At 70.0% G+C, this 17,476-nt stretch carries 15 protein-coding genes and 2 tRNA genes; 6 read left to right on the top strand and 11 right to left on the bottom strand.

Translation table 11 applies throughout. The features are described 5' to 3' along the window. Positions 1-272: 272 nt before the first annotated feature. Genes thrB through argS form a run of 5 tightly spaced genes read right to left on the bottom strand, consistent with a single transcriptional unit; the run spans position 273 to position 6,801 of the window. On the bottom strand, positions 273-1,220 hold the full coding sequence (gene thrB, locus IU449_RS17820; RefSeq protein ID WP_195003162.1) for a homoserine kinase: 948 nt from the start codon (positions 1,218-1,220) through the stop codon (positions 273-275). 25 nt (positions 1,221-1,245) lie between these two features. Continuing rightward, a complete protein-coding gene (gene thrC / locus IU449_RS17815; RefSeq protein WP_195003161.1) occupies positions 1,246-2,340 on the bottom strand; it encodes a threonine synthase in 1,095 nt (364 codons plus the stop codon). Continuing rightward, positions 2,337-3,692, bottom strand: a complete 1,356-nt coding sequence (locus IU449_RS17810) for a homoserine dehydrogenase (RefSeq protein ID WP_195003160.1) — start codon at positions 3,690-3,692, stop codon at positions 2,337-2,339. Before IU449_RS17810 ends, thrC begins: the two co-directional genes overlap by 4 nt. Further along, positions 3,692-5,143 (bottom strand): diaminopimelate decarboxylase, encoded by a 1,452-nt coding sequence (gene lysA / locus IU449_RS17805; RefSeq protein WP_195003159.1) that lies wholly within the window; start codon positions 5,141-5,143, stop codon positions 3,692-3,694. The genes IU449_RS17810 and lysA overlap by 1 nt, the downstream gene beginning before the upstream one ends. Further along, positions 5,143-6,801 carry an arginine--tRNA ligase gene (gene argS, locus IU449_RS17800; RefSeq protein ID WP_195003158.1) on the bottom strand — a complete coding sequence of 553 codons (1,659 nt, stop codon included), beginning with the start codon at positions 6,799-6,801 and terminating at the stop codon, positions 5,143-5,145. Before argS ends, lysA begins: the two co-directional genes overlap by 1 nt. A gap of 106 nt (positions 6,802-6,907) precedes the next feature. On the opposite strand from argS, the gene IU449_RS17795 reads away from it, so the two are divergent. From IU449_RS17795 to IU449_RS17785, 3 genes are all read left to right on the top strand, one after another. Next, on the top strand, positions 6,908-7,804 hold the full coding sequence (locus IU449_RS17795; RefSeq protein ID WP_195003157.1) for a DUF3105 domain-containing protein: 897 nt from the start codon (positions 6,908-6,910) through the stop codon (positions 7,802-7,804). A 14-nt stretch (positions 7,805-7,818) separates the two neighbouring features. Next, complete coding sequence (locus tag IU449_RS17790) at positions 7,819-8,571, top strand: DUF305 domain-containing protein (RefSeq protein WP_195003156.1); 753 nt, start codon at positions 7,819-7,821, stop codon at positions 8,569-8,571. Positions 8,572-8,687: 116 nt separating this feature from the next. Further along, a tRNA-Arg gene (locus IU449_RS17785) sits at positions 8,688-8,760 on the top strand. A 134-nt stretch (positions 8,761-8,894) separates the two neighbouring features. Here IU449_RS17785 and IU449_RS17780 read toward each other — a convergent pair. Further along, positions 8,895-8,966, bottom strand: a tRNA-Cys gene (locus tag IU449_RS17780). Between the two features lie 150 nt (positions 8,967-9,116). Here IU449_RS17780 and IU449_RS17775 point away from each other — a divergent pair. The 3 genes from IU449_RS17775 (at position 9,117) to IU449_RS17765 (ending at position 11,763) form a co-directional block, all read left to right on the top strand. Beyond that, positions 9,117-9,677 (top strand): MarR family winged helix-turn-helix transcriptional regulator, encoded by a 561-nt coding sequence (locus IU449_RS17775; RefSeq protein ID WP_195003155.1) that lies wholly within the window; start codon positions 9,117-9,119, stop codon positions 9,675-9,677. Positions 9,678-9,746: 69 nt separating this feature from the next. Beyond that, positions 9,747-10,832, top strand: a complete 1,086-nt coding sequence (locus IU449_RS17770) for an Hsp70 family protein (protein WP_195003154.1) — start codon at positions 9,747-9,749, stop codon at positions 10,830-10,832. Between the two features lie 67 nt (positions 10,833-10,899). Next, positions 10,900-11,763, top strand: coding sequence for a DUF6159 family protein (locus IU449_RS17765; protein WP_195003153.1), 864 nt, complete (start codon positions 10,900-10,902; stop codon positions 11,761-11,763). A 218-nt stretch (positions 11,764-11,981) separates the two neighbouring features. Here IU449_RS17765 and IU449_RS17760 read toward each other — a convergent pair whose 3' ends face one another. The 5 genes from IU449_RS17760 to IU449_RS17740 are packed head-to-tail and all read right to left on the bottom strand — an operon-like array spanning position 11,982 to position 17,383. Next, positions 11,982-12,776, bottom strand: coding sequence for an enoyl-CoA hydratase (locus IU449_RS17760; RefSeq protein ID WP_067860455.1), 795 nt, complete (start codon positions 12,774-12,776; stop codon positions 11,982-11,984). Then, on the bottom strand, positions 12,773-13,672 hold the full coding sequence (mmsB, locus tag IU449_RS17755) for a 3-hydroxyisobutyrate dehydrogenase (protein WP_195003152.1): 900 nt from the start codon (positions 13,670-13,672) through the stop codon (positions 12,773-12,775). Before mmsB ends, IU449_RS17760 begins: the two co-directional genes overlap by 4 nt. Next, on the bottom strand, positions 13,669-14,739 hold the full coding sequence (locus IU449_RS17750) for an enoyl-CoA hydratase/isomerase family protein (protein ID WP_195003151.1): 1,071 nt from the start codon (positions 14,737-14,739) through the stop codon (positions 13,669-13,671). Before IU449_RS17750 ends, mmsB begins: the two co-directional genes overlap by 4 nt. Continuing rightward, positions 14,736-15,875, bottom strand: a complete 1,140-nt coding sequence (locus IU449_RS17745; protein WP_195003150.1) for an acyl-CoA dehydrogenase family protein — start codon at positions 15,873-15,875, stop codon at positions 14,736-14,738. Before IU449_RS17745 ends, IU449_RS17750 begins: the two co-directional genes overlap by 4 nt. A gap of 8 nt (positions 15,876-15,883) precedes the next feature. Then, positions 15,884-17,383: a CoA-acylating methylmalonate-semialdehyde dehydrogenase gene (locus tag IU449_RS17740; protein WP_195003149.1), complete on the bottom strand. Its 1,500-nt coding sequence runs from the start codon at positions 17,381-17,383 to the stop codon at positions 15,884-15,886. Between the last annotated feature and the right edge of the window lie 93 nt (positions 17,384-17,476).

The following is a 17,476-nucleotide window of genomic DNA, read 5'->3' as shown; positions in this document are numbered from 1 at the left end:
GTCGAGGGGTTCGTCCGCAGTCCGGGCACTGTGCCGGACTCGGTGTTGCCGTATCGCCTGCTCCGCCGGACCGGAGGCTTCGCCACCGGTGGTGAAAGGTGGGAGAGATCATTCCAGTTGCACAGCTACGCAGTACCCCCATGGCCTGGAGGCTCGAGCCTGGAGCCTGCTGGAGCGATTGCCCTGATGAAGCACCGGCGTCTGATGCGCACGATGTACGGACCTGCCCAGGATAGCTGGATTCGGTGAAACTCGGCAAGACGGACTCGCCGTCAGCTCACCCGGACCCCGTCGGCCAGTCCCGGCTCGATCACCCGCAGCCCCTCGGCCACCGCGAGATCCCTGAGTTCGGCCGGAAAGTCGCTGGTCGCGAGGGCCAGGACGGTGGGTCCCGCACCCGAGACGGTGGCCGGGATCCCCGCCGCGCGCAGCCGCTCGATCCACCGGGTCGTCACCGGCAGCGCGGGGGCACGCTGGGACTGGTGCAGCCGGTCCACGGTGGCGGGCATCAGCAGTTCCGGCCGGGAGGTCAGGGCCACCACGGCCAGCGCGGCCCGGCTGACATTGAACGCGGCGTCGCCGTGCGGCACCGTGTCCGGCAGCAGGCCGCGGGTGTGCGCGGTGGAGGAACGCACCTCGGGAATGAGCACCACCGGACGCAGCGCCGGATGCGGGTCCAGCCGCACGGCCCGGTACACCCGGCCGTGGTCGGGCACCTCCACCCCCACCTCGGCCGAGGTCTCGGTCCAGGAGACGACGATGCCGCCGAGGACGCTGGCCGCCGCGTTGTCCGGGTGCCCCTCGAATTCCGAGGCCAGCTGCACCAGTTGGTCGGCGCCCGCGGCCAGATCGGGATCGAGGCGGGCGGCGAGCCCGGAGCCCGCGGCCAGTCCCCCGACCACTGCCGAGGCCGACGACCCCAGACCGCGCGAATGCGGAATCACGTTGCGGCACACCACGTCGAGACCGTCGGCCCAGACACCCGCGTGCTCGAGTCCGCGCTCGATGGCACGCACCACCAGATGCGTCGGCCCCCACGGCACGTCGTCGGCGCCCTCGCCCTCGACCCGGATGTTCAGCCCGGAATCGGTGGTGCGAACCTCGATTTCGTCGTAGATGCCCAAAGCCATTCCCAGCGAATCGAATCCGGGACCGAGGTTGGCGCTCGAGGCGGGCACCCGCGCGGTCACGGTGAGACCGGCGGGCAGCGTCCGTGTCATCGTCTGGGGTTCGCGCGATTTCAACTCAGGCCAGCTCGAGACGGGCGGCCACAGCCACCGGATCCACCGCGATCGCCTCGACCTGCGGCATGCCCAGCAGCGCGGTGTCGGGGTCCTTGAGACCGTTGCCGGTGACCGTACAGACCACGGTCAGGCCGGGCTCGAGCCAGCCCTCCTTGCGCGCGGCGAGCAGGCCGGCGACCGAAGCCGCCGAGGCGGGCTCGACGAACACGCCCTCCTTGGCCGCGACCAGGCGGTAGGCCTCGAGGATTTCCTCGTCGGTGGCCGCGCGGAACGCGCCGCCGGACTCCTCCTTGGCGGCGACCGCGCCGTTCCACGAGGCGGGCGCGCCGATGCGGATGGCCGTGGCGATCGTCTCGGGATCCTTGACCGGTGCGCCGTAGACCAGCGGCGCGGCCCCGGCGGCCTGCACACCGAGCATGCGCGGCAGCGAACCGGTGACGCCGTCGGCGTAGTACTCGCGGTAGCCGCGCCAGTACGCGGTGATGTTGCCCGCGTTGCCGACCGGCAGCGCGTGCACGTCGGGCGCCTTGCCGAGCACATCGCAGATCTCGAAGGACGCGGTTTTCTGTCCCTCGATGCGCGCCGGGTTCACCGAGTTCACCAGACCGATGGAGGGGAACTCCGAGGTGACCTTGCGGGCCAGCTCCAGACAGTCGTCGAAGTTGCCCTCGACCTGGATGATCTGCGCGCCGAGCATGACGGCCTGGGCCAGTTTGCCCATCGCGATCTTGCCCTGCGGGATCAGCACCGCGCAGGTCATGCCCGCCCGGGTGGCGTAGGCCGCGGCCGAGGCCGAGGTGTTGCCGGTGGACGCGCACAGCACCGCCTTCTGACCGCGGTACTTGGCGTCGGTCATGGCCATGGTCATGCCGCGGTCCTTGAACGACCCGGTCGGATTGGCGCCCTCGACCTTGAGGTAGACCTCGCACCCGGTCAGCTCGGACAGGTACGGCGCGGGCACCAACGGGGTGCCGCCCTCGAACAGGGTGACCGGCTCCCAGTCGGCCGCCCCCTCGAGCCGGTCACGGTAGGCGGCGATCAGACCCGGCCAGCGGGAATGCACGCCTGCCTGCGGGGCGACGCCTGCGGTACTCATTCTTCGGTGCCTTCCAGTCTCAGGACACTTGTCACGGATGTGACGGACTCCATCTCCGCGAGAGCGGCGACGGTGTCCGCGAGCGCCGATTCCACGGCGTGGTGGGTCACGACGACCAGCCGAGCGCCCTCGCCGTGTCCTTCCTGGCGGACCGTCGAGATGCTGACCTCGTGTTTGGCGAATTCCCCCGCCACCTTGGCCAGCACACCGGGACGGTCCTCGACCTGCAGGTTCACGTGATAGCGGGTGGGTGTGTCGCCGATCGGCGCGATCGGTAGCTCAGCATAAACCGATTCGCCCGGGGCGCGGCCACCGAAGAACTTGTTGCGGGCGGCCATCACCAGGTCGCCGAGGACCGCCGAGGCCGTCGGCGCGCCACCGGCGCCCTGACCGTAGAACATCAGCCTGCCCGCGTTCTCGGCCTCCACGACCACGGCATTGAAGGCGCCGGTCACCGCGGCCAGCGGATGCTTGCGCGGGATCAGCGCCGGGTAGACCCGCACCGATACACGCTCCTTGCCGCCTTCGGCGGGGGTGGGCTCGCCCGGTCCGGCGGGGACTCGCTCGCAGATTGCCAGCAGCTTGACCGTGCAGTTCAGCGCGGACGCGGTCTCGAGATCCTCCGCGCTGATCCTGGAGATGCCCTCGCGGTAGACGTCGGCGGCGGTGACGCGGGTGTGGAAGGCCAGCGAGGCCAGGATGGCGGCCTTGGCGGCGGCGTCGTATCCCTCGACATCGGCGGTCGGATCGGCTTCGGCGTATCCCAAGCGGGTGGCCTCGGCGAGGGTGGCGGAGTAGTCCGCGCCGGTCTCGTCCATCGCCGAGAGGATGAAGTTGGTGGTGCCGTTGACGATGCCGACCACCCGGTTGACCCGGTCGCCGGACAGCGACTGGATGAGCGGGCGCACCACCGGGATCGCGCCCGCCACCGCGGCCTCGAAGTACAGGTCGGCGCGGTTGCGTTCGGCGGCGGCGGCGAGTTCGCCGGTGTAGTCGGCCAGCAGCGCCTTGTTGGCGGTCACCACCGACTTGCCGGAGTTCAGCGCCGACAGGATCAGCGCGCGCGCCGGGTTGATCCCGCCGACGACCTCGACCACCAGGTCGACGTCGTCACGCGCGACCAGCGCCTCGGCGTCGGTGGTCAGTAGTTCGGCGGGGATGCCGCGGTCCTTGCCGAGATCGCGCACCGCGACCCCGCGCAGGATCACCGGGGCGCCGACACGGGCGCGCAGGTCATCGGCGTGCTCGCGCAGGATGCGCACGACCTCGGTGCCGACGTTGCCCATACCGAGCACCGCGACTCCGATCGGGCGATCGGTCCCCCAGGCGCCGTTGTTGGCCGCTTCGGTCATCACTCAACCTCCAGACTCAGCAGATCCGCCACCGTCTCCCGGCGCAGCACCAGCCGGGCCCTGCCGTCGCGCACGGCGACGACCGCCGGGCGCGTCAGCTGGTTGTACCGGCTGGACATGGAATAGCAGTACGCGCCGGTGGCTGCCACCGCGATCAGATCGCCGGGCCCCACGTCGGCGGGCATCCAGGTGTCACGGATGACGATATCGCCGCTCTCGCAGTGCTTTCCGACCACGCGCGCCACCACGGCGGGCGCGTCCGAGGCCCGCGAGACCAGCCGGCAGTCGTATTCGGCCTGGTAGAGCGCCGGACGGATGTTGTCGCTCATGCCGCCGTCGACGCTGATGTAGCGCCTGCGCACCCCGCCGTCGAGTGAGACGTCCTTGATGGTGCCGACCTCGTAGAGCGTGACCGTGCCCGGGCCCGCGATGGCGCGCCCCGGCTCCACCGCGATGGTGGGCTCGGGCAGCCCCGCGCGGGCGGCTTCCTCGGCGACGACCCGCCGCAGGTTGGCCGCGAACTCCGCCAGCGGCGGCGGATCGTCGTCGGGCAGGTAGGCGATGCCGAGGCCGCCGCCGAGGTCCAGGGTCGAGATCTGGGCGGTGCGCTCGGCGCCGAATTTGTCGACGGCCTCACGCAGCAGGCCCAGAATGCGCCGGGCGGCGATCTCGAAGCCGTCGATCTCGAAGATCTGCGAGCCGATGTGCGAGTGCAGGCCGACCAGACGCAGATTGTCCGCCTCGAAGACCCGGGCCAGTGCCTCCATCGCGTCGCCACCCGCGATGGAGAAGCCGAACTTCTGATCCTCGTGCGCGGTCGAGATGTATTCGTGGGTATGGGCTTCCACGCCGACCGTGATCCGCACCAGCACGTCCTGCACCACACCGGCGCGGCGCGCGACCGCGTCGAGGCGCTCGATCTCGATCATCGAATCGATGACGACATGCCCGACCCCGGCGGCCACCGCCGCTTCCAGCTCGGCGACGGACTTGTTGTTGCCGTGCAGAGTGATTCGCTCGGCGGGGAAACCGGCGTGCACGGCCACCGCCAGCTCGCCGCCGGAGGCCACATCCAGCGACAGTCCCTCTTCGTCGATCCAGCGCGCGATCGCACCGCACAGGAAGGCCTTGGAGGCGTAGTGCACTCGGGCGCTGGGGCCGAAGGCGCGGGCCATGTCGCGGCAGCGGGACCGGAAATCGTCCTCGTCGATCACGAACAGCGGCGTGCCGAACTCCTGGGCCAGCTCGCGGACCGGCACACCGGCCAGGCGCACTTCGTCGGTGTCGTCGCGCGCGGCGTTGCGCGGCCAGACGTTCGCGGGCAGGTCGATCAGCGCGCGCGGATCGGACGGCCGCATCGGCAGGGTCGGGGCGTGCGGAAGGCGGGTCGACTCGCTTGCCGCGCCACCGCTGAGTTCGGCGTGCCGGGGACCGGCGGGGTGCACGCCCATCACATCTGCTCCGGCGCGCTCACGCCGAGCAGGGCCAGGCCGTTGGCCAGCACCTGCCGGGTGGCGTTGACCAGCACCAGCCGGGCGGCGTTGAGCGGCGAGACCGGCTCGTCGCCCAGAGGCAGTACGCGCAGCTTGGAGTTGGTCTGGAACCGGTGGTAGGCACCCGCCAGTTCTTCCAGGTAGCGGGCCACCCGGTGGGGTTCGCGCAGGCTCGCCGCGCTCGACACCACCCGCGGGTACTCGCCGATCGTGCGGATCAGCTCGCCTTCCTCGTCGGCGGTGAGCTGGGACAGATCCGGGGCCACGCTCGCGTAGTCGAAGGCGGCGGCATTGCGACCGATCGAGGCGGTCCTGGCGTGCGCGTACTGCACGTAGTAGACCGGGTTCTCGTTCTTCTGGCTGGTCCACAGGTTCAGGTCGATGTCGACGCTGGAGTTCACCGACCAGCGCACCAGCGCGTAGCGCGCGGCGTCCACGCCGATGGCGTCGACCAGGTCGTCGAGGGTGACCACGGTGCCCGCGCGCTTGCTCATCCGCACGGCCTGGCCGTCGCGCACCAGGTTCACCATCTGGCCGATGAGCACCTCGACGGTGGCCGGGTCGTCGCCGAACGCGGCGGCGGCGGCCTTCAACCGGCCGATGTAGCCGTGGTGGTCGGCGCCGAGCATGTAGATGCACAGATCGAAACCGCGCTTGCGCTTGTTCTGGAAGTAGGCGATGTCACCGGCGATGTAGGCGGCGTTGCCGTCGCTCTTGATGACCACGCGGTCTTGGTCGTCGCCGTACTCGGAGCTGGCGATCCACCACGCGCCGTCCTTCTGGTACAGGTCGCCGGAGGACTTGAGCTGCTCGACGGCGGCCTCGACAGCGCCGGAGGCGAACAGCGAGGATTCGTTGAAATAGACGTCGAAGTCGGTGCCGAACTCGTGCAGCGTCTGCTTGATGTGGGTGAACATCAGCTCCACGCCCTCGGCGCGGAACAACTCGTGCCGGGCGGCCTCGGGCAGGTTCGGCGCGTCCGGATGCGCCGCCACGATCTGGTCGGCGATCTCGCCGATGTACGCGCCCGCGTAGCCGTTCTCGGGGGTCGGCTGCCCGGTGGCGGCGGCCACCAAGGAGGCGGCGAACCGGTCGATCTGCGCGCCGTGGTCGTTGAAGTAGTACTCCCTGGTGACCTCGGCGCCCTGGGCGAGCAGCACCCGGCCCAGCGCGTCGCCGACGGCGGCCCAGCGGGTGCCGCCCAGATGCACCGGACCGGTCGGGTTCGCCGAGACGAATTCCAGATTGATCTTGCGCCCGGACAGCGCTTCGGAGGTGCCGTAGGCCGCGCCCGCGCCCAGCACCCGCTCGAGCACGGTGCCTTGCGCCGCGGCCGCCAGGCGAATGTTGAGGAAGCCGGGGCCGGCGACTTCGGCGGAGGTCACGCCGTCGGCGGCGGTCAGCGCGTCGGCCAGCCAGCCGGCCAGGTCGCGCGGATTCGTTCCCGCCTTCTTCGCCACTTTCATCGCCAGATTCGTGGCATAGTCGCCGTGTTCGGGGTTACGCGGACGCTCCACAGTGACCTCGTCGGGCAGCACGGTGGGGTCGAGCCCACGTTCGACGAGCACCTTCGCCGCAGTGGCGTGAAGGAGATCTGCAAGGTCAGCTGGAGTCACGAGTCTCTATCCTATGGTCTGGGCAGGTGAACACCTTCGGGCGGGCACCGCCGCCGACCTTCCGGCCGAACCACACGGTTCATCACAGCGAGAGAGCACACGAGCGATGCCGAGTAGCAAGAGCGCCTCGAAGTCGGCCAAGGCCGTGCGAGCCGCGGGCAAGACTTCTTCGTCCCGTACTCCGGGCGGTGGTAAGGGCGGCCTTCCGGGGAACCGTCAGATCCCGTGGATGGCGGTCGGTGCGGCGGCGGTAATCATCGCATTGATCGGTGCGCTGGCCTACAGCCTGGTGCCCAAGTACCGCGAGCAGGCCGAGCTGGCGAAGTTCACACCCAGCACCGAGCAGCAGGATCCGTCGCTGGGGATCGACGGCGTGGTCACCGTCGACTACAGCAAGACGACCGGTAAGCATGTGCAGCCCACCGAGCGCGTGGGCTACGACCAGAAGCCGCCCTTCGGCGGGTCGCACGACTCCGAGTGGGCCGACTGCAGCGGCACGGTCTACAGCCAGGCCATGCGCAACGAGAACGCCGTGCACTCCCTCGAGCACGGCGCGGTGTGGATCGCCTACGACCCGGACAAGGTCGACAACGCCGCCATCGACACCCTGGAGAGCAAGGTCGACGGCAAGGCCTACACGTTCATGTCGCCGTACCCGGATCTGGATGCGCCGATCGTGCTGCAGTCCTGGGGCCATCAGCTGAAGCTGGACAGCGCCGACGATCCGCGTGTCAACCAGTTCATCACCGCGCTGCGACAGAACCCCTACACCCATCCCGAGGTCGGCGGTTCCTGCTCCAACCCGATGTTCGACCGCGACAACCCCACCCCGTTCGACCCGACCCCGCCGGGACCCGACGCCAAGGCTGTCGACGGCTCCGACGTCGCCACCGACCCGACCGCGGGCGCTCCCGGCGGCATGATCCCCGGCGTGCCGAGCCTGCCGGGCATGCCCGGTCTGCCCGCCGGGCAGCTGCCCGCCCAGCCGCTGCCCGGCGAATGAACGCCCGCGACGACATGAGCGATCCCGCCGCGGAGACGACCGACCCCACAACGCCCGGCACCGCAACGTCCGACTCCGGGCGGGAGGCTCCCGTCCGGGCCGGGGAAGGCAGCGGGCAGCGCCGACCCGGCACCGCGACGCTCGTCCTCGGGGCCGTCGCCGCGATTCTGCTCGGCGTGGTGATCGGCGTGGTGATCCGGCTGCCGCTCGACGGCCGTGCCGAGCCGGACCCGTCCGCCGTCGACATCGGCTTCCTGCAGGACATGTCCGCCCACCACAACCAAGCCGTGGAGATGGCGGGCATCGCGCTCACCCGCTCCACCGATACCGAGGTGCGCACCCTCGCCTACGACATCCTCACCACGCAGGCGAACCAGATCGGCCGCATGCAGGGCTGGCTGCAGATGTGGAACGAGCCCGCGCAGACCGTCGAGGGCCACATGGGCTGGATGACCGGCGGCGGCGGCCACCAGCACGGCGCGAGCGAGCCCACCGGCCCGGTCGACACCATGCCGGGCATGGCCTCGCGCGAGGACCTCGACGCCCTGCGCCGCGCCTCCTCCCCCGCACTCGACACCCTGTTCCTGAGCCTGATGCTGCGCCATCACCAGGGCGGCATCCCGATGCTCGAGTACGCGGGCGAGCACGCCGCCACCACCGCCGTGCGTACGTTCTCGGCGGGCATGGCCGCCAGTCAGGCCGCCGAATCCCGACTGCTCACCGACATGCTCACCGCACGCGGCGGCACGCCGCTTCCCCTCGGATAACTGCGCCTGCCCCTCAACTGGCCCGCCGGAGCATCGTTTTGGTGTCGCGGCGGGCCATGCGCTACGCTTGGCCCGCCCGATCGAGCGGTCTCACCGCCCGGATCGGTTTCTATCCCGCCCTCGTAGCTCAGGGGATAGAGCGTCTGCCTCCGGAGCAGAAGGCCGCAGGTTCGAATCCTGCCGAGGGCACAGACCATGAAAGAGCCCGATCGACGTCCGTCGATCGGGCTCTTTCATCTCGATGTGAGTGCGGAACCACCGACAGAGCCCGATCGGGGAGGAATCCTCGATCGGGCTCTGCCGAGGGCGCACCGGCAGCGTTGAGCGAGCGGCGGGAATCGAACCCGCGTAGACGGCTTTGCAGACCGTTGCCTGAACCTCTCAGCCACGCCCGCACGGCCTGTACAGACTGCCCGGCGGCGGGGCGGCGGGGCGAGAGTTACGGTCACCCTGATTCCAATGCTCGACGGCGATTCGTGCGAATCGGGCATACCGAGTACCGCGGAATCGCCGCCGGCGGCGGCCGACGTGCGATGATCGAACGCATGTCTGCGCCACGTCCGCTTCCGCTCGATCCGATCGAGGAGGCCCGCCGTCAGTGGGTCGACCACGGCTGGGGCGAAGCCGCCGACGGAATGGCTGTGGTGACCTCGCTGGTGCGCGCGCAGCAGATCGTGATGGCCCGGGTCGACGAGGCGCTCAAGCCCACCGGGCTGACCTTCTCGCGCTACGAGCTGTTGCGGCTGTTGAGCTTCACCAGGACGGGGGCGCTGCCGATGGCCAAGGCCAGCGCGCGGTTGCAGGTACATCCCACCAGCGTCACCAACACCGTGGACCGGCTGGAGGCGGCCGGATTGGTCACGCGCGTCCCGCATCCCAGCGACCGCCGGGCCACCCTCATCGAAATCACCGACGCCGGAAGGAAATCCGTGGCGGTCGCGACGGAGGAACTCAACGCCAAGGTCTTCGCGCACCCCGGGCTGGCGCCGGACCGGCTGGGCACGCTGCTGCAACTGCTGGCCGAATTCCGGCACGCCGCCGGTGACTTCGACACCGACGGTTCCCCGGTGCGCTGGGCGGGCGCTTCGACGCCGGACGCCGGCTGATCGACGGGCTGATCGGGCACCCGGACGTTCGTCTTGGCACTCGGCCGGAAAAGGGCCACCATTGACGCCATGGTGCTGGTCTTGGGGGTTTCCGCGGGCGCGGGTGGCGCGCGGGCGATCCTCACCCATTCCGACCAGCCGCACCTGCCGCCGATCGATTCCTGCGCGGTCGATCGCCGTCCCGGCGCCGAGGTCGACGAGGCGGTCTTCGAGGTCATCCGGCTGATGAGTGTGTCGGCGCACAACCGCGACGAGCTGATCGCCAGCACCGCGGTGACCTGTCGTTGCGCCGAGCACGCCGAAGCCATCCGGCGCGCGGCGGGCAGGCGCAGGCTCACCATCGTCGACGAACCGCTGGCCCAGGTGCGCTACCTGCGCTTCACCGGGCGGCTGCCGGAATCGGGTTCGGTCGTCATCTACGACCTGGGCAGTTCGGGCCTGACCCTCACCCAGGTCGACACCCGTGTCGAAGCCGTCCTGGCCGTCGATCACAGCAGCACCCCCGGCGGCGACGACTACGACGCCCTGCTGCGCAACCGGCTCGCCCACGCCGGGGTGCGTGCCGACCGTGCCGCCGCCCGCCGCCACCGCGAAGAACTCAGCACCGCCCGGGTGGTCACCGCCATCGATCCCGGATCCGGCGAGCGCGCCGTGCTCACCCACAGCGATCTCGCCGAACTGCTCGCCGACGGGGTGCGCCGGTCGGCGACCGCGGTCGAGCGGCTGATCGAGCGGACCGGCACACGACCGGAAGCGCTGGTGCTGGTCGGCGGCTGCGCGCGCAGTCCGATCGTGTGCGAGGAACTCGCGGAAGTGATCGATCTGCCGATCGTCTACAGCCCTGAGCCCGAGCACGTCTCGGCGCGGGGGGCGGTGCTGCTGGCCGCCGAACGCCCGTCCGGCGACGTGCACATGCCGCGCCTGCGCACCGATCCGGCGACCCCCGCGGGCGCAGGCTCCGGCAGCGCGCGCGGAGTCCGACGCTGGAAGCTGATCACCGCCGCCGTGGTGACCCTCGTGCTCGGCGCGACGGTCGCCGGGCTGCTGGCGTTCGGCCGGGACACCCACCGCACCCCGGACACCGGCTCGACCCCGACTCTGATCATTCCGCTGACGGTCGAGTCAGCACCCGCGAATCCCTCGGCGGCCAACTGAGTCGGGCGTGCGCGTGGCTAGCATGGGCGGCGGACCGATCGACCGCTCGACCCCGGGGGAACCTCACGTGTCGTACACGACCGCGCGAACGATGTACACCACCGCCAGTGCCGTATTGCGCGCGCATCGCGGACTGCGTTCGTTTCCGGTCACCTCGGCGTCGGTCGGGCTCGGCTTCACCGGCGTGGCCTTCGCCGCCCTGTTCTTCACCGGCCTCGGCGTCGCCTCCCCCATCCCGTACCCGACGGTCTTCGTGGTGTACCTGCTGTGCGTGACGATGACGGTCGTGGGCAACGCGGGCCTGATCACCCAGGCCGACAATGTGCTGCGCGGCAGTTGGGCCGACCCGAAGGCCGGTCGGCGCGCGGGCCGGTCCCGCTTCTTCGCGCTGCTGCCCTGGGCACTGGCGGTCGCGACCGTGCTGCCGGTGTTGCGGTTGTTCGAGCGCACCGCCCGCGAGCCCGGTGTGCCGGGGCCGAACCGGGCCACCCCGTGGTCGGATGTCGTCTACCTGGTGCTGCCGATGATCGTGCTGGAACGTCGTGGTCCGATCGACGCGGTACGCGCCGCCAGGGAGTGCCACACGCGGGTCTGGGGTCCCGGCGTCGCGGGCACCACCCGCCTGGGCACTCTCGGCTACATCCTGGTCCTGGTGGGCGGCCTGCTGAGCATGCTGATCGGCACCGTCCTCGGCGCACTGGCCGACGAGCTCGTCGGCGGCGTGCTGCTCTCGACGGTCGGATGCTGGCTGGGTCTCGGCGTCTTCATCACCGTGCTGGCCTTCTACTCCGCCGCCAACACCGTCTACTCGGCCGCGCTGTACCGCTACGCCGTGGACGGCCGCACTCCCCCGGCGTTCGCGGGCACGGACCTCGCCCGCGCATTCCACAACGGGGACTTTCCCGCCGACCATTACGACGGCTACCGGTAGTCCGGGCAGCGGCGCGTGTGCCCGGCCCGTGCCTGGCCGCCCGCGCCATGCGGGATCGCCGTGCGGGTCGTCAGCGCGCGTGCCTGGCCACTCCGCATCCGCGAGCCGGCCGGTGGTTCCCGCGCGGTGGCCCGCACCACGGCACCGGGTACACCGACCGGAAAGGGCAACGGCCCACGCGCTGGGGAGCGCGTGGGCCGTTGCGGTGGAGCGGCAGGTCAGCGGTTGCCGAACTGGGCGGGCCGCTTCTCCACGAAGGCCGCCATGCCTTCCTTCTGGTCCTCGATCGCGAACAGCGAGTGGAAGACCCGGCGCTCGAAACGCAGTCCCTCGGACAGAGTGGTCTCGAAGGAGCGGTTGACCGCCTCCTTGGCGATCATGGTCACCGGCACCGACATCGAGGCGATGGTCTCGGCGACCTGCTGGGCGGTGTCGAGCAATTCGGCGGCGGGCACGATGCGCGAGACCAGCCCGGCCCGCTCGGCTTCCTCGGCGTCCATATTGCGGCCGGTCAGCACCAGGTCCATGGCCTTGGCCTTGCCGACAGCCCTGGTCAGGCGCTGCGAGCCGCCGATGCCGGGGATGACGCCGAGCTTGATCTCGGGCTGGCCGAACTTGGCGGTGTCGGCGGCCAGCAGGATGTCGCAGATCATCGCCAGCTCACAGCCACCGCCGAGGGCGTAGCCCGCCACGGCCGCGATGGTGGGCTTGCGGAAGTTCGCCAGCCGCTCCCAGCGCGCGAAGTAGTCGTCCATGAACATGTCCATGTACGTCTTGGGCTGCATTTCCTTGATGTCGGCGCCCGCGGCGAAGGCCCGCTCGGAACCGGTGATGACGACCGCGCCGATCTCGTCGTCACGCTCGAGTTCGTCGAGGGCGGCGATGATGTCGTCGAGCACCTGCGCGTTGAGGGCGTTGAGCGCCTTGGGACGGTTCAGCGTGATCCAGCCGACCGCGCCCTTGCCTGCGCTGTTGGGCCTGCGCTCCAGCAGAATCGTCTCGAAGTCGGTCACTTGTCACCCTCTTGCTCGGAACGGTTGCGGACATCGGTGACGATAGCCGAGAAGTCACGATGGCCATCGGTCTGGTTGAACCGGGCGTAGATCTCGGCGGCGAGCGCGCCGAGCTGTCCGTCGACGCCGTTGTCGCGCAACGCGTTGGCGGCCAGACCCAGGTCCTTGGTCATCAGGGCGGTGGCGAAGCCGGGCTTGTAGTCGTTGTTGGCCGGGCTGGCCGGAACCGGACCGGGCACCGGGCAGTAGCTGGTCAGCGCCCAGCTCTGGCCCGAGGCGGTGGAGACCACGTCGAAGAAGGACTGGTGGCTCAGACCCAGCTTCTCGCCCAGCACCAGTGCCTCCGACAGCGCCACCATCGAGATGCCCAGCAGCATGTTGTTGCAGATCTTGGCGGCCTGGCCGACGCCCGCGCCACCGCAGTGCACGACCTTGCCGCCCATCACCTCGAGCACCGGCAGCGCGGCCGCGAAGTCCGCTTCCTGCCCGCCGACCATGAAGGTGAGCGTGCCCGCGGCCGCACCGGCGACACCGCCGGAGACCGGGGCGTCGACCGCACGGTGACCGGCCGCGACGGCCTGCTCCGCGGCGGCCTTGGCGTCGGCGACGTCGATGGTCGAGCAGTCGATGAACAGCGTGCCCGGGTCGGCGGCGGGCAGCAGGTCGGCGTAGACGTCGAGCACCAGCTTGCCGTTGGGCAGCATGGTGATGACGATCTCCCGGCCCGCGGCGGCCTCGGGTGCGGTGGCCACGACCGTCGCGCCGTCGGTGCGGGCCTGTTCCTGCGCGGCCGGGCTCGGGTCGAAGGCGACCACGTCGTAGCCCGCCTTCACCAGGTTGGCGGCCATCGGCCCGCCCATGTTCCCCAGGCCGAGGAATCCGATCTTGTTGCTCACTGCTGTGCCTCCGGGGTCACCAGACCCAGTTCCTTGTCACCGAGTTCGACGAAGTAGGCCGCGACCTGCGCGTCGCTGACATCGGCCAGGGTCGCCGGGTTCCATTGCGGGTTGCGGTCCTTGTCGATCACCTGCGCGCGGATGCCCTCGACCAGATCGTGGGAGCCGAGCGAGGCGATGGACACGCGGTATTCCTCGTTCAGCACCGCCTCCAGGCTGGTCAGCTCGCGCGCGGCGCGCAGCGAACGCAGCGTGACCTTCAGCGCGACCGGCGATTTCGCCAGGATCTCGGCCGCCGCCGCCCTGGCCTCCGGCGCGTCGGCGGTCTCCAGGCGGGACACGATCTCCTCGACGGTGCTCGCGCCGTAGCAGGCGTCGATCCAGTCGCGCCCGGCGGCCAGGCCGGATTCCGGTGCGGCCGTGGCGAACTTGGCGATCGCGATGTCGGCGGGCTCGGCGCGCAGGGTGTCCAGCAGCGGCGGGATGTTCTCCGAGCTGACGAAGTAGTCGGCGAAGCCGGTGGCGATGGCGTCGCCCGCGGTCATCCGGGCGGTGGTCAGCGCCACGTGCGTGCCGATCTCCCCCGGTGCGCGCGAGAGCAGGTAGGTGCCGCCCACGTCGGGGACGAAACCGATGCCGACCTCGGGCATACCGATCTTGGAGCGCTCGGTGACGATGCGGTGGCTGCCGTGCCCGGACAGGCCGACGCCGCCGCCCATCACGATGCCGTCCATGACCACGACATACGGCTTGGGGTAGCTGCCGATGAGCGCGTTGAGGATGTACTCGTCGCGCCAGAACACGCCGGTCGGCGAGTCGGCGTTCGCGCCGCCGGACTTCGCGTCGGCGTGGATGGCGACGATGTCGCCGCCCGCGCACAGGCCGCGCTCGCCCGCGCCGGTGACGACGACGGTGCGCACCTCCTCGTCGTCGGCCCAGGACCGCAGCGCGTCGGTGATGGCCAGGGCCATCGGATGATTGAGCGCGTTGATGGCCTTGGGCCGGTTGAGCGTGATCGAGCCGACGCCGTCACGCTTGTCGATGAGAACTTCAGGTTCGGTGGTCATGCTGCTCCTACGACCGAGCGGGCGACGACCACCCGCATGATCTCGTTGGTGCCCTCGAGGATCTGGTGCACGCGCAGATCCCGGACGATCTTCTCCAAGCCGTATTCGGCCAAGTAACCGTAACCGCCGTGCATTTGCAGGGCCTTGTTGGCGACCTCGAAGCCCACGTCGGTGGCGAAGCGCTTCGCCATCGCGCACAGCTCCACCTTGTCGGGGGCGTCGGCGTCCAGGGCGGCCGCGGCCCGCCACAGCAGGGTCCTGGCCGCTTCCAGCTCGGTGCGCATATCCGCCAGTTCGAACTGCAGGGCCTGGTTGCGCACCAGCGGCTTGCCGAACGCCTGCCGCTCGGTGAGGTACGGAACGGTCTTGTCCAGCGCGGCTTGCGCGCCACCCATCGAGCAGGCGGCGATGTTCAGCCGTCCGCCGTTGAGCCCGTTCATCGCGATGCGGAAGCCGTCGCCTTCTTCGCCGAGGCGATTGGCGACCGGCACCCGCGCGTCCTCCAGGATGACCTGCCGGGTCGGCTGGGCGTTCCAGCCCATCTTCTTCTCGTTGGGCCCGACCGACAGCCCGGGGGTGTCGGCCGGGATGATCAGCGCCGAGATGCCGCGCGCGCCGTCTTCGCCGGTGCGCACCATCATCACGTACACGTCGTTGGCGCCCGCGCCGGAGATGAACTGCTTGGCGCCGTTGAGGATGTAGTCCGCACCGTCGCGCACGGCCTTGGTGCTCAGCGCCGCCGCGTCCGAGCCGACCCCCGGCTCGGTCAGCGCGTAGCTGCCGAGCAGTTCCATCGAGGTCAGCCCGGGCAGCCAGTGGGCGCGCTGCTCCCGCGTGCCGTAGGCGTCGATCATCCACGTCGCCATGTTGTGGATGGAGATGTAGGCGGCGACCGCCGGGCAGCCGGTGGACAGCTGCTCGAAGATGCGGACCGCGTCGAGCCTGCGCAGGCCCGAGCCGCCGAACTCCTCACCGACGTAGATGCCGCCGAGCCCGAGCGGCCCGGCCTTGCGCAGCACGTCGACCGGGAAGTGCTTCTTCTCGTCCCATTCCAGCGCGTTCGGCGCAAGGAACTCGTCGGCGAATTCGCGCGCGGTGTCGCGGATCGCCCGTTCGTCCTCGTCGAGTGTGAACATCGCGGCTGTCAGTCCATCGTCGGGATGACGAAGGCGTTGCTCTCCTTGAGCCCGGAGGGCCAGCGCTGCGTCACCGTCTTGGTCTTGGTGTAGAAGCGGATCGAGTCGGGACCGTGCTGGTTCAGGTCGCCGAAGCCCGAGCGCTTCCAGCCGCCGAAGGTGTAGTACGCGATCGGGACCGGAATCGGGACGTTGATGCCGACCATGCCGACCTGCACGCGGGCGGCGAAATCGCGGGCGGTGTCGCCGTCGCGGGTGAAGATGGCCACGCCGTTGCCGTACTCGTGTTCGTTGGCCAGGCGCAGGCCTTCTTCGTAGTCCGCGGCGCGCACGACCGCCACCACGGGGCCGAAGATCTCTTCCTTGTAGATACGCATCTCCGGGGTGACCTTGTCGAACAGGGTGGCGCCGACGAAGTAGCCGTTCTCGCCGCCCTCGACGGTCAGGCCGCGGCCGTCGACGACGAGCTCGGCGCCCTCGTCGATGCCGATCTGGACGTAGTTGTTCACCCGGTCCACGCCGTCCTTGCCGACCAGCGGGCCGAAGTCGGCGCCGAGGTCGTCGGAGCGGCCGACATTGAGCTTGTGCACGCGCTCGGTCAGCTTGGCGACCAGGCGATCGGCGGTCTCCTCACCGACCGGGACGGCCACCGAGATGGCCATGCAGCGCTCACCGGCCGAGCCGTAGCCCGCGCCGATCAGCTGGTCGGCGACATCGTCGAGGTCGGCGTCGGGCATGACGATGGCGTGGTTCTTGGCGCCGCCGAAGCACTGCGCGCGCTTGCCGTTGGCGGTGGCGGTCTCGTAGATGTACTGCGCGATCGGGGTGGAGCCGACGAAGCCGACGGCCTTGATCCGCGGGTCGTGCAGCAGCGTGTCGACGGCTTCCTTGTCACCGTTGACCACGTTGAACACCCCCGGCGGCAGACCGGCCTCGAGGAACAGCTCGGCCAGGCGCAGCGGCACCGAGGGGTCGCGCTCGGAGGGCTTGAGCACGAACGCGTTGCCGGTGGCCAGCGCCGGACCGGCCTTCCACAGCGGGATCATGGCCGGGAAGTTGAACGGGGTGATGCCCGCGACGACGCCGAGCGGCTGACGCATCGAGTAGACGTCGATGCCGGTGCCCGCGCTCTCGCTGTATTCGCCCTTGAGCAGGTGCGGGATGCCGACGGCGAACTCGATGACCTCGAGGCCGCGCTGGATGTCGCCCTTGGCGTCGGGGATGGTCTTGCCGTGCTCGCTGGACAGCAGCGCCGCGAGGCTGTCCATCTCGTCCTGCACCAGGGTCAGGAACTTCATCAGGACGCGGGCGCGCTTCTGTGGATTGAACGCGGCCCAGACCTTTTGCGCCTCTTCGGCGTTGGCGATGACGGCCTCGACCTCGGACTTGCTCGCCAGCGGCACCCGAGCCTGCACCTCGCCGATGTTCGGGTCGTAGACGTCACCGAACTTGCCCGAGGTGCCGGCGACGTGCTGTCCGCCGATGAAATGCGTGAGTTCCCGAACCATGACAGTCCTTCTTGTTTGTCGTCGCAGACGCGCGCAGAGGATGCGCGATCTCGGTCATCCTATAGTTGGACATCCAAGTAAATTATCGGATGT

The sequence above is a fragment of the Nocardia higoensis genome (genome assembly GCF_015477835.1).
Taxonomy (GTDB): domain Bacteria; phylum Actinomycetota; class Actinomycetes; order Mycobacteriales; family Mycobacteriaceae; genus Nocardia; species Nocardia higoensis_A.
Note: the sequence above shows the minus strand (reverse complement) of the source record. Positions and strands in the feature narration are given on the sequence as shown.

Coding starts and splice junctions, on each gene's coding strand:
- IU449_RS17795 (WP_195003157.1), top strand. CDS start 6,908: ATGCCGAGTAGCAAGAGCGCCTCGAAGTCGGCCAAGGCCGTGCGAGCC.
- IU449_RS17770 (WP_195003154.1), top strand. CDS start 9,747: ATGGTGCTGGTCTTGGGGGTTTCCGCGGGCGCGGGTGGCGCGCGGGCG.
- thrC (WP_195003161.1), bottom strand. CDS start 2,340: ATGAGTACCGCAGGCGTCGCCCCGCAGGCAGGCGTGCATTCCCGCTGG.
- IU449_RS17740 (WP_195003149.1), bottom strand. CDS start 17,383: ATGGTTCGGGAACTCACGCATTTCATCGGCGGACAGCACGTCGCCGGC.
- lysA (WP_195003159.1), bottom strand. CDS start 5,143: ATGGGCGTGCACCCCGCCGGTCCCCGGCACGCCGAACTCAGCGGTGGC.
- IU449_RS17750 (WP_195003151.1), bottom strand. CDS start 14,739: ATGACCACCGAACCTGAAGTTCTCATCGACAAGCGTGACGGCGTCGGC.
- IU449_RS17775 (WP_195003155.1), top strand. CDS start 9,117: ATGTCTGCGCCACGTCCGCTTCCGCTCGATCCGATCGAGGAGGCCCGC.
- thrB (WP_195003162.1), bottom strand. CDS start 1,220: ATGACACGGACGCTGCCCGCCGGTCTCACCGTGACCGCGCGGGTGCCC.
- IU449_RS17810 (WP_195003160.1), bottom strand. CDS start 3,692: ATGACCGAAGCGGCCAACAACGGCGCCTGGGGGACCGATCGCCCGATC.
- IU449_RS17790 (WP_195003156.1), top strand. CDS start 7,819: ATGAGCGATCCCGCCGCGGAGACGACCGACCCCACAACGCCCGGCACC.
- IU449_RS17745 (WP_195003150.1), bottom strand. CDS start 15,875: ATGTTCACACTCGACGAGGACGAACGGGCGATCCGCGACACCGCGCGC.